Annotated in this window: 16 protein-coding genes and 1 tRNA gene; 5 read left to right on the forward strand and 12 right to left on the reverse strand. The window is 70.4% G+C overall.

What is annotated here, in order from left to right:
- The 3 genes from AC0L5F_RS13790 to rfbB are packed head-to-tail and all read right to left on the reverse strand — an operon-like array spanning position 1 to position 2,797.
- A complete protein-coding gene (locus tag AC0L5F_RS13790) occupies positions 1–1,320 on the reverse strand; it encodes a sugar nucleotide-binding protein (RefSeq protein WP_473313983.1) in 1,320 nt (439 codons plus the stop codon).
- Positions 1,317–1,802 (reverse strand): adenylyltransferase/cytidyltransferase family protein, encoded by a 486-nt coding sequence (locus AC0L5F_RS13795; protein ID WP_473313984.1) that lies wholly within the window; start codon positions 1,800–1,802, stop codon positions 1,317–1,319. The genes AC0L5F_RS13790 and AC0L5F_RS13795 overlap by 4 nt, the downstream gene beginning before the upstream one ends.
- On the reverse strand, positions 1,799–2,797 hold the full coding sequence (gene rfbB, locus AC0L5F_RS13800) for a dTDP-glucose 4,6-dehydratase (protein ID WP_473313985.1): 999 nt from the start codon (positions 2,795–2,797) through the stop codon (positions 1,799–1,801). The genes AC0L5F_RS13795 and rfbB overlap by 4 nt, the downstream gene beginning before the upstream one ends.
- A 63-nt stretch (positions 2,798–2,860) precedes the next feature.
- On the opposite strand from rfbB, the gene rfbA reads away from it, so the two are divergent.
- Positions 2,861–3,730, forward strand: coding sequence for a glucose-1-phosphate thymidylyltransferase RfbA (gene rfbA, locus AC0L5F_RS13805; RefSeq protein WP_473313986.1), 870 nt, complete (start codon positions 2,861–2,863; stop codon positions 3,728–3,730).
- 73 nt (positions 3,731–3,803) lie between these two features.
- Positions 3,804–4,511, forward strand: coding sequence for a DedA family protein (locus AC0L5F_RS13810; protein WP_473313987.1), 708 nt, complete (start codon positions 3,804–3,806; stop codon positions 4,509–4,511).
- A gap of 4 nt (positions 4,512–4,515) precedes the next feature.
- Here AC0L5F_RS13810 and AC0L5F_RS13815 read toward each other — a convergent pair whose 3' ends face one another.
- Genes AC0L5F_RS13815 through AC0L5F_RS13825 form a run of 3 tightly spaced genes read right to left on the reverse strand, consistent with a single transcriptional unit; the run spans position 4,516 to position 7,931 of the window.
- Complete coding sequence (locus AC0L5F_RS13815) at positions 4,516–5,805, reverse strand: MFS transporter (protein WP_473313988.1); 1,290 nt, start codon at positions 5,803–5,805, stop codon at positions 4,516–4,518.
- A gap of 39 nt (positions 5,806–5,844) precedes the next feature.
- Positions 5,845–6,552 (reverse strand): hypothetical protein, encoded by a 708-nt coding sequence (locus AC0L5F_RS13820; RefSeq protein ID WP_473313989.1) that lies wholly within the window; start codon positions 6,550–6,552, stop codon positions 5,845–5,847.
- Between the two features lie 23 nt (positions 6,553–6,575).
- The gene (locus AC0L5F_RS13825; RefSeq protein WP_473313990.1) at positions 6,576–7,931 is read right to left on the reverse strand and encodes a cryptochrome/photolyase family protein; all 1,356 of its coding nucleotides are present in this window, start codon (positions 7,929–7,931) and stop codon (positions 6,576–6,578) included.
- Between the two features lie 46 nt (positions 7,932–7,977).
- On the opposite strand from AC0L5F_RS13825, the gene AC0L5F_RS13830 reads away from it, so the two are divergent.
- The gene (locus AC0L5F_RS13830; protein WP_473313991.1) at positions 7,978–8,667 is read left to right on the forward strand and encodes an iron-dependent transcriptional repressor DtxR; all 690 of its coding nucleotides are present in this window, start codon (positions 7,978–7,980) and stop codon (positions 8,665–8,667) included.
- 6 nt (positions 8,668–8,673) lie between these two features.
- Here AC0L5F_RS13830 and AC0L5F_RS13835 read toward each other — a convergent pair whose 3' ends face one another.
- From AC0L5F_RS13835 to AC0L5F_RS13845, 3 genes are all read right to left on the reverse strand, one after another.
- Complete coding sequence (locus AC0L5F_RS13835) at positions 8,674–9,486, reverse strand: DUF1295 domain-containing protein (protein ID WP_473313992.1); 813 nt, start codon at positions 9,484–9,486, stop codon at positions 8,674–8,676.
- Positions 9,474–10,781 (reverse strand): class I SAM-dependent methyltransferase, encoded by a 1,308-nt coding sequence (locus AC0L5F_RS13840; RefSeq protein WP_473313994.1) that lies wholly within the window; start codon positions 10,779–10,781, stop codon positions 9,474–9,476. The genes AC0L5F_RS13835 and AC0L5F_RS13840 overlap by 13 nt, the downstream gene beginning before the upstream one ends.
- Before the next feature lie 122 nt (positions 10,782–10,903).
- Positions 10,904–10,977: transfer RNA gene (locus AC0L5F_RS13845), tRNA-Arg, on the reverse strand.
- A gap of 50 nt (positions 10,978–11,027) precedes the next feature.
- On the opposite strand from AC0L5F_RS13845, the gene AC0L5F_RS13850 reads away from it, so the two are divergent.
- Together AC0L5F_RS13850 and AC0L5F_RS13855 are read left to right on the forward strand one after the other, a co-directional pair.
- Positions 11,028–11,951: a CE1 family esterase gene (locus AC0L5F_RS13850; RefSeq protein ID WP_473313995.1), complete on the forward strand. Its 924-nt coding sequence runs from the start codon at positions 11,028–11,030 to the stop codon at positions 11,949–11,951.
- A complete protein-coding gene (locus AC0L5F_RS13855; protein ID WP_473313996.1) occupies positions 11,948–12,118 on the forward strand; it encodes a hypothetical protein in 171 nt (56 codons plus the stop codon). The genes AC0L5F_RS13850 and AC0L5F_RS13855 overlap by 4 nt, the downstream gene beginning before the upstream one ends.
- An 8-nt stretch (positions 12,119–12,126) precedes the next feature.
- Here AC0L5F_RS13855 and mscL read toward each other — a convergent pair whose 3' ends face one another.
- The 3 genes from mscL to AC0L5F_RS13870 all read right to left on the reverse strand — a co-directional run bounded on the left by mscL (position 12,127) and on the right by AC0L5F_RS13870 (position 13,520).
- Positions 12,127–12,519, reverse strand: a complete 393-nt coding sequence (gene mscL, locus AC0L5F_RS13860; protein ID WP_473313997.1) for a large conductance mechanosensitive channel protein MscL — start codon at positions 12,517–12,519, stop codon at positions 12,127–12,129.
- Between the two features lie 67 nt (positions 12,520–12,586).
- Positions 12,587–13,180: an SAF domain-containing protein gene (locus tag AC0L5F_RS13865; RefSeq protein WP_473313998.1), complete on the reverse strand. Its 594-nt coding sequence runs from the start codon at positions 13,178–13,180 to the stop codon at positions 12,587–12,589.
- A gap of 58 nt (positions 13,181–13,238) precedes the next feature.
- Positions 13,239–13,520 (reverse strand): FmdB family zinc ribbon protein, encoded by a 282-nt coding sequence (locus AC0L5F_RS13870; RefSeq protein WP_473313999.1) that lies wholly within the window; start codon positions 13,518–13,520, stop codon positions 13,239–13,241.
- Positions 13,521–13,554 lie beyond the last annotated feature (34 nt).

Here is a 13,554-nt window from a genome sequence, read left to right on the forward strand (position 1 = left end):
CTACTGCTGCAGCGTGCTGTGCCGAGGCCGGGGCGCCACGACGCGGCCCGACGCGGCCTGGTCGGCCGTGTACTGCTCGGTGCTGATGCCGATCACGTCCGCAGGGTCGCGGCCCTCCTCGGCGAACACGCGTCGTGCGACGTCGGCCCACGACTCGACCGGACCGTCGCCGGTCACGTGGTGCGTGCCGAACGGTGCTTCCGTGCGGAGCAGGTCGATGATCGCCTGGGCGAGGTGCGCGGCCGGGGTGAGTCGGCCGACCTGATCGTCGACGACCCGGGGGCTGACCCCGTCGCGGGCCAGCGTGCGCATCGTGTCCACGAAGTTGCGTCCGTCGCCGACGACCCAGCTGGTGCGCACCAGGTAGTGGCGGGGGACCAGCGACGTGACGGCCTCGCCGGCTGCCTTGGTCTGACCGTAGACGCTCGTGGGCGACACCGGCTCGTCGACGGCGTGCTCGGTCGACTCGCCGTCGAACACGTAGTCCGTGGACACGTTGACCAGGGTGAGCCGGTGCTGCAGGCACAACCGGGCCAGGGCTGCGACGGCGGTGACGTTGATCGCCCACGCGAGCCGGCGCCCGTCAGGCGTCTCCGCGGCGTCGACGGCGGTGAAGGCGGCGGCGTTGATGATCGTGTCGACGCCCGACACGTCGAGGCGCTCGATCGCCGCGACGTCGGTGAGGTCGAGGTCGGCCTCGCTGAGGAAGATGGCCTCCGGGACGATCTGGCGCAGCGCCCGGCCGAGCTGGCCGTCGGCACCGATCACCACGGTGCGCATCGGCGCGATCGGGTCGACGTCGGCCAGCGGCGGATGGGCGCGATCCTTGGCCGACACCTCGGTCAGGGGCAGCGGCCACGCGATGGCGAGCGTGGGGTCCTCGAGGTTCACGAACGTGTAGGCCGCCTCGGGCGACCAGTGGTCGTTGACCAGGTAGGAGTAGGCGGTGCCGTCACGCAGCGTCTGGTAGGCGTTGGCGACCCCACGCGGCACGAAGGCGGCTCGTGACTCGTCCAGCTCGGCGGTGACCACACGCCCGAAGCCGTCGCCGGGGCGCAGGTCGACCCACGCGCAGAACACCGCGCCGGTCACGACGGACACCAGCTTGTCCCACGGCTCGGCGTGGATGCCCCGGGTGGTGCCCGCGCGGCCGTTGAACGAGACGTTGTGCTGGACCGGGCCGAAGTCGGGCAGGCCGAGCGACGTCATGGAGGCGCGTTGCCAGTTCTCCTTGAACCAGCCGCGCTCGTCGGCGTGGACCGCGAGATCCACCAGCCGCAGACCGGGGATCTCGGTGGAGTGGATCGACAACCCGCTCACGTCAGGTCTCGGTAGTGCTCGAGCAGACGGCTCATGGTCGAGAGGGCGTCCTGCATCTCGGTCAGGTGGCTGGGGTCGAGCACGCGCAGCATCTGCTTGATCTCGGTGCTGGAGATGCCGTCCGTGCGTGGCAGGTACTCGACCCGGCACAGCCGCTCGAGCTCGTCGAACTTGCCTCGCCAGTCGTCGCCGATGGCGAACACGTCGACGCCGTGCTCGACGATGTCGGTGGCCTTCTGCTCCCACGACGACTCCGGGATGACCAGGTCGACGCCCTTGACGTTCTCGATGATGCGAGCACGATCCTCGTACGACACCACCGACGTCTTGCCCTTGCCGGCGTTGAACTCGTCGGTGGACACCCCGATGATCAAGCGGTCGCCCAGGGCCGCGAGCCGCTGGATGAGGTTCAGGTGGCCGATGTGGAACAGGTCGAAGGTGCCGTAGGTCAGCACGGTGCCCGTGGGGCGTGACGCGGTCATTGGTTCTGCCTCGCGTAGAACTGCTCGGTGGTGATCTTGGCGGGCCGCCACCACTGCTCGTGCTCGCGGTACCACTCGACGGTCGCGGCCAGTCCGGCCTCGACGTCGCGGTGCACCGGCTCCCACCCGAGCTCGGTGCGAAGACGCGTGGGGTCGATGGCGTAGCGCAGGTCGTGGCCGGCGCGATCCGTGACGTGCTCGAAGTCGTCGGGGTCGCGCCCGAAGATCTCCAGGAGGGCCGCGACCACCTGGCGGTTGCTGCGCTCGCCGTCGGCGCCGATCAGGTAGGTCTGGCCGATCTCGCCGGCGGTGAGGATCTGCAGCACGGCGCTGCTGTGGTCGTCGACGTGGATCCAGTCGCGGACGTTGAGACCCTCGCCGTAGACCTTGGGCCGCAGGCCGTCGATCAGCTGGGTGATCTGGCGCGGGATGAACTTCTCGACGTGCTGCCAGGGTCCGTAGTTGTTGGAGCAGTTGCTGATGGTGGCCCGGACGCCGAAGGATCGCACCCATGCGGCCACCAGGTGGTCCGAGCCGGCCTTGGTGGACGAGTACGGGCTCGAGGGACGGTAGGGCGTCGACTCGGTGAAGCGTTGCGGGTCCTCGAGGGCGAGGTCTCCGTAGACCTCGTCGGTGCTGATGTGGTGGAACCGGACGTCGTGGCGGCGGGCCGCCTCGAGCAGGGTGAAGGTGCCCACGATGTTGGTCTGGACGAACGGGCTCGGATCGTCCAGGGAGTTGTCGTTGTGCGACTCCGCGGCGAAGTGCACGATCGCGTCGTGGTCGGCGACCGCGTCGTCGACCAGCTGGGCGTCGCAGATGTCGCCGATCACGAGGCGGCACCGGTCGGCCGGCAGCCCGTCGAGGGAGTCGCGGCTCGCGGCGTAGGTGAGCTTGTCGAGCACGGTGACCGACAGATCGGTGTGCTCCAGCACGTGGCGCACGAAGTTCGAGCCGATGAAACCGGCTCCGCCGGTGACGAGCAGGGTGCGCATGGGACCAGCCTAGAGTGCGGTCCGCGCGCCGGGGAGGGGCCCGCGCCGCTCTACGATGGGCGGATGCGAGGAATCATCTTGGCCGGAGGAACCGGATCGCGACTGCACCCGGTGACCCTGGGCGTCAGCAAGCAGCTGGTCCCGGTCTACGACAAGCCGATGATCTACTACCCGCTGTCCACGCTGATCCTGGCCGGCATCAGCGACGTGCTGATCATCACGACGCCGCACGAGGCGGACGGATTCGGCCGACTGCTCGGTGACGGCTCGCAGTTCGGCATCGACATCACGTATGCCGAACAACCCAGCCCCGACGGACTGGCGCAGGCCTTCGTCATCGGCGCCGACCACGTCGGTGACCAGCCGGTGGGACTGGTCCTGGGCGACAACATCTTCCACGGAGCGGGTCTCGGCACCCAGCTGGCACGGTTCGCCGACCTCGACGGCGCCGCGATCTTCGGCTACCGCGTCGCCGACCCCACGGCCTACGGCGTCGTGGAGTTCGACGCGGACGGCGTGGCCATCTCCCTGGAGGAGAAGCCCAGCCAGCCGCGCAGCAAGTTCGCGGTGCCGGGGCTGTACTTCTACGACCCCTCGGTGGTCGAGCGCGCCGCCGCTCTCGAGCCGTCGGCGCGCGGCGAGCTGGAGATCACCGACCTGAATCGCACCTACCTCGACGACGGCAAGCTCGCCGTGCACGTGCTCGACCGCGGCACGGCGTGGCTCGACACCGGGACGTTCGACGGACTGGCCGAGGCGGGCGAGTTCATCCGGACGGTCCAGAAGCGGCAGGGCATGTCGATCGGCAGCCCCGAGGAAGCAGCGTGGCGTCAGGGCATGCTCGACGACGCAGGCCTGCAGCGCCAGGCCGAGCGCTACGCCAAGAACTCATACGGCGACTATCTCGCGTCGTTGCTCGAGGGCGCGCCCTAGCCGACGCCAGCAGTTCATCCGCGCGTCACCGACGGGTCGGATCGTCGTCGCCGGTGGGCGCGACCGTGCTGTCATGACTGGTCTGCCGTTCACGTTGGCGCTGGGTTTCAGCCTTGCCTTCGCCGAGTCCGGGCTCGGCCTCGGCATGCTGATCCCCGGTGAGACGGGTGTCGTCCTGCTGGCCGCCACGACCAGCAGCACGACTGGTCTGGTCCTGCTGGGTCTGGTCGTCACGGTGGGAGCCTCGTCGGGCGACCACGTGGGCTACCTGCTCGGGCGGCGGTACGGGGACGCGCTGCGCGAGACGCGGCTCGTCGGGCGGGTCGGGCGACGCAGCTACGACCGAGCTGCCGACCTCATGCGTCAGCGTGGAGGGGCCGCGGTCTTCCTCACCCGGCTGGTGCCGCTGGTGCGCACCCTGACGCCGGCCGCAGCGGGGGCATCGGGCCTGGCGTACCGGCGCTTCCTGCCCGCCTCGCTCGCCGGGTCCGCGATGTGGGCCGGTCTGTACATCGGCGGTGGGTCGGCCGTCGCGGCGGCCGGCACCGTCCTGCACGACGTCTTCGGACGCGCCTGGTGGCTCGTGCTGGTCGTGCTGGCACTCGGAGCGCTGCCGGTGCTGCTGGTCCGCAGCCTCACCGGGGTGCGCCCGACGGTGGCTGCGCTCGACGTCGAGGGCCACGAGTGGCGGCAGCGGTCGCCGCGGCCGGTGGGTGCCTCGGCTCTGGTGGGGGAGTTCCGCGTCGATCGTCGCCCCGACCCGCTGCTGCTGCGCCGCTGACCGCTCAGCCGTCGTGGATCGGCCGGGTGACCCGGTAGCGCACGAACGAGGGCACCAGCACGGCTGCCGCGACGACGCCGACCACCACGAGCACCCCGCCGCCGGCTGCGGCCGTGGCCGCCCCGACGCCGGCCGCGGCCAGGCCGTGGGCGGTGTCGGCCACCCGCGGCCCGCCGGCCACCACGACGGTGAACACGCCCTGCAACCGTCCGCGCATGGTGTCGTCGGCAGCGGCCTGGAGCATGCTCGTGCGGAACGCCGCCGACGCGATGTCGGCGGCGCCACCGAGCGCCAGCATCGCGAGGGCGAGCACCAGCATGGGCGTGGCCCAGCGGTCCGCCAGCGCGACGGCGACGCCGAACACCGCCATCGCCACGCCCCAGACGACGATGCTGACGACGACGGCCAGGCCGTGTCGTTCGACGCGCGACACCCATCCGCTGAACACGCCGCCGATGACGGCGCCGGTGGGAATGGCGGCGAACAGCAGCGCGAACACCAGACCGCCCTCCTGAGGGCCACCGAAGTTGACGTTGGCGATCTCGGGGAACAGCGCCCGAGGCATGCCGAACACCATGGCGATCAGGTCGACGACGAACGACATCAGCAGGACGGGCTGGGTGCGCAGGTAGCGGAAGCCGTCGATCACGGCGCTGATGCCGGGCACGACGACCTTCTCCAGGACCGGCAGCGCCGGCAGGCCGATCACCGCGCCGAGCGTGGCGAACAGCGTGATCGTGTCGACCAGGTACAGCCAGGTGAATCCCGTGAACGGGATGAGCACGCCGGCCAGCAGCGGCCCGGCGATGCCGCCGGCCATCGCGATGGTCATGTTCAGCGAGTTGGCGGCCGGCAGCAGCTCAGCGCTCACCAGCTTGGGCAAGATGGCCGTGCGGGTGGGCTGGTTGACCGCGAAGAACGCCTGCTGGACCGCGAACAGGCTCAGCAGCAGCCACACGTTGGTGTTGCCCAGCAACGACTGCAACCAGAACAGCCCGCTGGTGACGATCAGGCCGGCGGTGGTGATCACCAGCAGGGTGCGGCGGTCGAAGACGTCGGCGAGCGCGCCGCCGTACAGCCCGAAGACGACCAGCGGGACCAGTCCGAACACGCCGGTCAGCCCGACGAAGACCGACGAGCCGGTGTCGGCGTAGATCTGGGCGGGAACGGTCACGACCGTGAGCTGGGCGCCGATGACGGTGACGATGTTGGCGGTCCAGAGCCGCCGGAAGTGCCGGTTCTGCAGAGGCCGGGTGTCGGCGAGGACTCGCGAGAGATCCAGACGCCGTTGCACGAGGCAACAATGTACGCCCCGTCGGTCTGACGTGAGACGTCAGAAGGTGCTCGGGTCGATCTCGATCCAGACCTGCTCCGAGCGGGCCAACAGCTCGGTGCCGGCGTGCATCGCGGTGCTGGTGATGAACTTGCGGCCGTCGTGCCGGTCGAGACGCCCGGTGATCGTGCACGGCTCGCCGACTCGGGGCGTGCGCAGGACGTGTCCTGTCATCCGTCCGAGCACGGTGGGGTGCACCGTGAAGTCCGCCGTCCAGCCTCCCGCGCAGTCGATGGCGGCCCACACGATCGGCGTCGCCAGCGCGCCGGACGCGTCGAGCAGGTCGGGATGGGGCGACCAGGTCGCGGCCACCGTCGTGCTGCCCGGCTCGACCGGGCCGGTGAAGACGCGCAGCCCGTCGCCCTCGGAGCGATCGGGCCCGCACGTGAAGCAGGTGCCGAACGGGTGCGCGACGTGTCCGGGGTACGCCGCCTCGCCAGCTGCCGCCTGCTGCGGGGTCGGTGCCGGTGGTGCATCGCGTGCGAACGTGCCGGGACTCGCTTCACCGACCAGGGCGCCACCGGCGGTCAGCAGACGCACGGATTGGCCGTCGTGCTCCCAGCTGAGCGCGACGTCCAGGGGCGGCGGCTGCCGCAGGGTCGAGGTGACGGGGGTGGAGTCGTCCAGCTGCGTGGCGATCAGGCCGCAGACGTAGCCGCCGTTGCCCGAGCGTGCCGGACCGTTGAACCGTCCCTCGATCGTGACCATTCCTGCACGCTACCGCCGAGGGGTCAGTCCTTGAGCTCTGCGTATCGCCGCAGCGACTCCGCGCGCTCGGCCGCATGGTCCACGATCGGCGCCGGGTAGTCCGCCGGCGGGTCGTCGAGCTTCCACGGCTCGTGGACGTACCGGTCCGACAGGTCGCGCAGCTCAGGCACCCAGCGGCGCACGTAGGTGCCGTCGGGGTCGAACTTCTTGCCCTGGGTGATCGGGTTGAAGATCCGGAAGTAGGGGGCCGCGTCGGTGCCGCACCCGGCCACCCACTGCCAGCCGTGCTGGTTCGACGGCGGGTCGGCGTCGACCAGCAGGTCCAGGAAGTGGTCGGCGCCGACGGTCCACTCCAGGTGCAGGTCCTTGACCAGGAAGCTCGCCACGATCATGCGGACCCGGTTGTGCATCCAGCCCTCGGCCGCGAGCTGGCGCATGCCGGCGTCGACGATCGGGAACCCGGTCCGGCCGTCCTTCCACGCCTGCAGGTCGTCGCCGGGCTCGTCGTAGGTCATGCGCTCGAAGTCGGTGTTGTAGTAGCCGTTGATGGTGTCGGGCCGGTGCAGCACGACGTCGGCGTAGAACTCCCGGAACGCGAGCTCGCGCTGGTAGGCCGCGGCTCCGTTCGACCGACGTTCGGCGAGGTCGGCCAGCAACGTGCGCGGGTGCACCATGCCCCACTTGAGGTAGACCGACATCCGTGACGTGAGGTCGCGACCCGGCAGGTCCCGCAGGTCGTCGTACGCGTCGACGTGCTCGAGCCACTCGTGCCACCGGCGGCGGGCTGCCTCCTCGCCCACGGGCGGGAGGGTCACCCCGGCAGGGGGATCCACGTCCGGCAGCTTCGTGGTGCGCACGTCGGCGCGGATCCAGGGGACGGAGCGGACGCCGGGCGCGGGGGCGCGCCACCCGTGCTGCTGCCACGCCCGGTAGAACGGCGTGAACACGCGGTACGGCGTGCCGTCGTCCTTGGTGACCCGGCCCGGGGCCACGGCGTAGGACGATCCGGTGCGGACCAGCTCGACGCCGTCGTCGGCGAGCGCGCGCTCGATGCGGTCGTCACGCTCTCGCTCGTAGGGCTGGTAGTCGGCCGCGACGTGCACCGATCCGGCCCCCACGGCGCGGGCGACGAGAGGCACCTTCTCCTCGGGCTTGCCGTGCACCACGACGAGTCCGTCGACGCGGTCGCTGAGGTCGGACAGCGACCGCATCAGGTAGGCCAGGCGCGTGCGGCCGTTGGGCCCCCAGTAGTGGTCGTCGAGCACGAACATCGGCACGACGCCGTCGGGACCGGACTCGATCGCAGCCCGGAGAGCCGGATTGTCCTGCAGTCGGAAGTCGGAGCGGAAGCACATGACGGAGGTCGGCACGTCCCTCATCCTTCCGCCTGGGCACGGTGGGTGCACGTCGTGGAAGAATGCATGTGTGAGCGACCTGATCGACACCACCGAGATGTACCTCCGCACGGTCTACGAGCTGGAGGAGGAGGGCATCGTCCCCCTGCGCGCCCGCATCGCCGAGCGGCTGCACCAGAGCGGACCGACGGTCAGCCAGACCGTCGCACGCATGGAGCGCGACGGTCTGATCACGGTCGAGGGTGACCGCCACCTGGAGCTGTCCGACAAGGGACGGCAGCTGGCCACCCGCGTCATGCGCAAGCACCGCCTCGCCGAGCGCCTGCTGACCGACATCATCGGCCTGGAGATCGAGTTCGTGCACGAGGAGGCCTGCCGCTGGGAGCACGTGATGTCCGAGCAGGTCGAGCGGCGTCTGGTCGAGCTGCTCGAGCACCCCACCGAGTCGCCCTACGGCAACCCGATCCCGGGGCTGGAGGAGCTGGGCGGAGCGCCCGAGCCGGTGGACTTCCTCGACGGCGTCCACACCCTCACCGAGGCCATCGCCGGCACCACCGAGCCGGTCCGCGTCGTCGTGCGGCGCATCAGCGAGCCGCTGCAGACCGACACCCAGGTGATGTCGGTGCTGCGCCGCGTCGGGGTGCTGCCCGGCAACGACGTGCTCGCCTCGTCCGGCAGCGCCGGCGTCGTGGTCGCCCGTCAGGGTGAGACGGCCGAGATCGACGCCGAGGCCGCGGGCCACGTGTTCGTCACCCGCTGATCGCGCTCACTTCCTCGGCGGCAGCGGGATGAAGCCGCTGGTGCGGCGGACGTAGTCGTCGTAGCCGGGCTTGGTCTTCTTCATGCCCTTCTCGTTCAGCGAGGCGCCGGTGACCTTGGTCAGGAAGAAGGTCATCGCGATCGGGCTGACCACCGTGAGGAGGCCGGGCAGCGAGCCGGCGACCACGATCCAGGTGCCCGCCCACACGCACGCGTCGCCGAAGTAGTTCGGGTGCCGGGTGTAGCGCCACAACCCCTGGTCCATGATCTTGCCCTTGTTGTCCGGGTCGGACTTGAACGCGGCGAGCTGCGCGTCGCCGACCGACTCGAACACGAAGCCGAGCAGCCAGACCGCCAGCCCGACGACGAGAAGAGGGGTGACGATCTCCTGGTTGTTCGCGCCCACCATGAGGGGAGTGGCCACGAGGAACATCGCGATGCCCTGGGGCACGAACACGCGCATGAGCGCCACCTGGGCGAACGGACGCCCGTCGGCCTCGGCGAGCTCGGCGTAGCGCGGGTCCTCGTCGGCCTTGGAGTTGCGACGGTGCAGGTGCCAGGCCAGACGCCCGCCCCAGATCGCGACCATCGCCACGAGGATCCACGGCAGCGCCCGGTCGCCGTCGCCGCCCAGCGAGATGATCGCGGACACCACGGAGACCAGCACGAAGCCCAGCCCCCACAGGGTGTCGACCACGGTGAGCTTGTGCTGGCGATTGGCCCAGGCAAGTCCGAATCCCATGAACGCGACGATCGCGCCGAGACCCCCGAGGAGGGTGATCGCGGACTGGGACAGGTCGTTGTCGATCACTGCAGCCACGCCAGCGGCTCGGCGGGCATGCCGCTGACACCGGTGTCGGACGGCTTGACCGCGAGGATCTGGTCGACGCCCATGCGGTTCTCCTCGAAGGCCAGCGATCCGCCGACGAGGTACAGGCGCCACACGCGTGCCATCTCCTCACCGACCAGCGCGACGGCGGTGCTCCAGTTGGACTCCAGGTTCTCCGCCCACGCGGCGACCGTCTGCGGGTAGTGCTCGCGCATGGCCTGCACGTCACGGATCTCCAGACCCGGGGCGGAGATCAGGCCGATGGTCTTGGCCAGCGGCTTCATGTGCATGTCGGGCGCGATGTAGGTCTCGATGAAGGGGCCGCCGCCGGGACGGTCGCCGGGCTTCTCGTTGCTGCGTGACATCTGCTGGATGACCACACGGCCGCCGGGGCGCAGGTAGCGGTGAATGGCCGCGGTGAAGACCTTGTACTCCTCGTCGCCGACGTGCTCACCCATCTCGACCGACGCGATGGCGTCGATCTCACCGTCGCGCACACCGGACTCGGACAGGTCGCGGAAGTGACGCAGGCTCACGTTGACGCGGTCGCTCAGTCCGCGCTCGGCCGCCAGCTTCAGCACGAAGTCGCGCTGCTCCGACGACAGCGTGACGCCCGTGACGTGGACCCCGTAGTGCTCCGCGGCGAACAGGGTGAGCGATCCCCAGCCGGAGCCGATGTCGACCATGCGCATGCCGGGCTCGAGCCCGAGCTTGCGGCAGATCAGGTGCAGCTTGGCGGTCTGCGCCTCCTCGAGCGTCATCTCCGGCGTGCGGTGGAAGCCCGACGAGTACGCCATGTTCGGGTCGAGGATCAGCTCGTAGAAGTCGTTCGACAGGTCGTAGTGGTGCGAGATCGCGGCGCGGTCGCGCTCCTTGCTGTGCAGCTCGCCGGTGAGGTTGGACTCCGACGCGGGTGCGGCGGGCCGACGGCCGATGGCGCCGATGCGCAGCGCCAGCCAGATCGTGCGCAGCACCAGCCGCGGACCGATCTTCGGTCGTCCGGCGTCGTCGTCGACGCTGCGTGCCTCCCGCACGGCGGCCCAGACGGTGCGGAGTCCGTCGCCGAGATCGCCCTCGACGTCGAGGTCGCCCTGCACGTAGGCGCGCGCGACGCCGAGCTCGCCCGGCTTCCACATGATGTGGCGCAGGGCCCGCTTGCGGCGGATCACGAGCACGGGAGCGCCGGCCGGCCCGGCCTCGCTCCCGTCCCACGCGCGCAGCCGTACGGGGATGGGCATGCCGAGAGCGTCCTCGGCCACGTCGGTCAGGGCAGCAGCAATGTTCACCCGTTCATTGTCGTGGGTGCACGCAGGCGCCGCACGACCAACCCGACTGGCAGGTCACGTGTACCGAGACCCGGCTGCACCGGGCGGCCGCTGCGCGGCGTGGCGGTGCCGCCCGCTCTCGGTGCCCCCGACAGGAATCGAACCTGTGACCTACCGCTTAGGAGGCGGTCGCTCTATCCGACTGAGCTACGGGGGCGTCGAGTGTCAGCGTAACGGTGACGAGATCGGTCGCTTAGGATGTGCACCATGCCCGCTGCCGTCTTCGCGTTCAGGGCGGTCCGCCTGAGGCGATGGACCGTCGCGCTCGCGCTCGCCCTCGGAGCACTGGGCATCTGGCACAGCACCGACTCCTCGAACGCGGCCCTCGCGGACACCAGCGTGTGCACGCAGGCCAGGCCGCTGCCGGTCGGCACCTCGACGCAGATGGTCGAGCACGACGGGCAGGAACGCAGCTACCTGCTGCACGTTCCGCCCGGCTACGACGGCACCACCCGCACGCCGGTGATCTACCTGTTCCACGGGCTGGGTGGCACGCCCGAGAAGGTCATGGGCACCAGCGGCATGGCGCAGGTGGCCGACCGTGAGGGATTCATCGTGGTCGCCCCGCAGGCTCGCGGCGCCGTCGCCGAGTGGAACTTCCGGCCGCCGGTCGACAGCGGTGCCTCCGACGTCAGCTTCACGCGCGCACTGGTCGACCACGTCCAGGCCGAGGGCTGCGTCGCCACCGATCGCGAGTTCGCGGCCGGCTTCTCCAACGGGTCGGCTCTGGTGCTGGCACTCGCCTGCGACCCGGACAGCCCCTTCGCCGCCTACGGGGCCGTGTCGGGCCCCTACATCGCACCGAACTGCGCCACCGCCAAGCCGGCCTCGATCGCGTACTTCCACGGCCTGCGCGACTCGGTGGTGCCCTACACCGGAGCGGACACGGCCATCGGCCCGTTGCCACCGGTCGACGACACCGTCGCCCAATGGGTCGCGCACGACAAGTGCCCGGCACGGGAAGCCACCACCACGGCCACCGGTGTGCTGCGGCACTTCGCGTGGCGGGGGTGCGCCGACGGTTCGGCCCTGTCGGTCTACGTGCTGGAGGACTCCGGCCACCAGTGGCCCGGTCACCAGGTCGACGCGAGCGGCCTGATGTGGGACTTCTTCAGCAACGCCCGACGATGACCTCCGCCGAGACCCCGGAGCAACGGCGTCGTCGGCGTGCGGTCGAGCTGTTGGGCGACGTGGAGCCGCAGGTGTCGCGGGACGAGACGCCCGAGGGGTGGCACGAGGAGGGCGGCACCTCTCGCGAGGACGAGCTCCTGCGAGACGTGCCGCCCCATCACGGCTGAGCAGGCGACTACGGGCGGTTCGCCAGGGCGTCGCGGATCTCGCGCAGCAGGGCGATGTCCTCGGGCACGGCGGCCGGTTCCGGCTCGATGCCGGCAGCGCGTCGTTCCTGGATCTTCTTCATCGGCACGACGATCGCGAAGTAGACCACGGCTGCGGTGATCGCGAAGGTGACGATCGCCGTGATGAACACGCCGATCGCGATGGTGGTGTCCGGGTTCCCGTCGCGGATCTGGAACGAGAGGCCTCCGCCCGGGTCGGCGCTGACCGAGGCGATCAGCGGGTTGATGAACGACGCGGTGAAGCTCGCGACCAGCGCCGTGAACGCGGTGCCGATGACGACGGCGACTGCGAGGTCGACGATGTTGCCGCGGAGGAGAAAGTCCTTGAATCCTTGAAGCATGGGTGCCCCCAACGAGTGAGTAGGTGATGTGTCTTCCTCGAGACGATATCCCCGCCCGGACCCCTCGTCACGAGGTCACCAGCACTCCCAGCTGCGCGTCGAGGGCCGCCGCTGCCAGGGCGAGGGCAGCCGTGCGATCCGTGACCACGCCGATGGCAGCGGTGCCTGCTGACCGGTCGTCGACGGTGGGCACGAGCGCGACGGTCGCGCCGGCGGCCACGACCTGCGCCGCTCCTCCGTCGGGAGCCGTCGCGACCACGTCGACGCGATCGCCCACCCGCAGCCCGGCGACGGTGACCGGGTCGTCGAGCCGCACCATCGTCAGGGCGGCGTCGGGGCCGTGACCGTCGAGGCTGCGGGGTTCGATGACACGGCGGTCGGTGAGGGGTTCGCCGGCGCGCATCGGACCGGCGACGCGCCGACCGCGCGCTGCGGACTCGTCGAGCAGGTGGTCGGGTCGGACCCGTGCGGGCATCGAGACGACGGTGAGGTCGTCACGGGTGAGCACGTGCCCGGAGTCGAGGTCGCGTGCCGCCACGACGACCTGGCCACCGGCCTCGTCGGGCTGCAGCGACTGCAGGCCGGCCAGCACCGCCAGCGCGGCGAAGGCCGCGGCCAGTGGGCGGCGGTGGTCGAACAGGGCGGTGCGCAGGCGGTCCATGCCGGGACTGTAGGAACGATGCGGGTGCCGCGTCGTCGCGCGTCCACAGGCGCAGCGGTCAGCTGTCGGACGAGGTGCTGCTGGACGTGCTGGCGGCCGGCTTCGTGCTCTTGGTGTCCGAGGTGCTCGAGGAGGTGGTCGAGGTCGAGGACCCCGAGTCCTTCGGCCGGCTGTCGTTGCGGTAGAAACCGGACCCCTTGAAGACCACCCCGACCGCGTTGAAGACCTTGCGGAGGTTGCCGCCGCAGGCAGGACAGACGGTCAGGGCGTCGTCGCTGAAGCTCTGGTGGATCTCCAACGCCTCGCCGCAGTCGGCGCACTGGTACTGGTACGTGGGCACAGGGGCTCCTGGTCGAAATTCGGGCTCGATCGTC

This window comes from Aeromicrobium sp. 10G20-16 (assembly GCF_055809665.1).

Excerpts from the sequence above, each read along its gene's own strand:
- AC0L5F_RS13865 (WP_473313998.1), bottom strand. The coding sequence starts at position 13,180 with ATGGACCGCCTGCGCACCGCCCTGTTCGACCACCGCCGCCCACTGGCC.
- AC0L5F_RS13825 (WP_473313990.1), bottom strand. The coding sequence starts at position 7,931 with ATGAGGGACGTGCCGACCTCCGTCATGTGCTTCCGCTCCGACTTCCGA.
- rfbB (WP_473313985.1), bottom strand. The coding sequence starts at position 2,797 with ATGCGCACCCTGCTCGTCACCGGCGGAGCCGGTTTCATCGGCTCGAAC.
- AC0L5F_RS13850 (WP_473313995.1), top strand. The coding sequence starts at position 11,028 with ATGCCCGCTGCCGTCTTCGCGTTCAGGGCGGTCCGCCTGAGGCGATGG.
- AC0L5F_RS13810 (WP_473313987.1), top strand. The coding sequence starts at position 3,804 with ATGACTGGTCTGCCGTTCACGTTGGCGCTGGGTTTCAGCCTTGCCTTC.
- mscL (WP_473313997.1), bottom strand. The coding sequence starts at position 12,519 with ATGCTTCAAGGATTCAAGGACTTTCTCCTCCGCGGCAACATCGTCGAC.
- rfbA (WP_473313986.1), top strand. The coding sequence starts at position 2,861 with ATGCGAGGAATCATCTTGGCCGGAGGAACCGGATCGCGACTGCACCCG.
- AC0L5F_RS13855 (WP_473313996.1), top strand. The coding sequence starts at position 11,948 with ATGACCTCCGCCGAGACCCCGGAGCAACGGCGTCGTCGGCGTGCGGTC.
- AC0L5F_RS13820 (WP_473313989.1), bottom strand. The coding sequence starts at position 6,552 with ATGGTCACGATCGAGGGACGGTTCAACGGTCCGGCACGCTCGGGCAAC.
- AC0L5F_RS13795 (WP_473313984.1), bottom strand. The coding sequence starts at position 1,802 with ATGACCGCGTCACGCCCCACGGGCACCGTGCTGACCTACGGCACCTTC.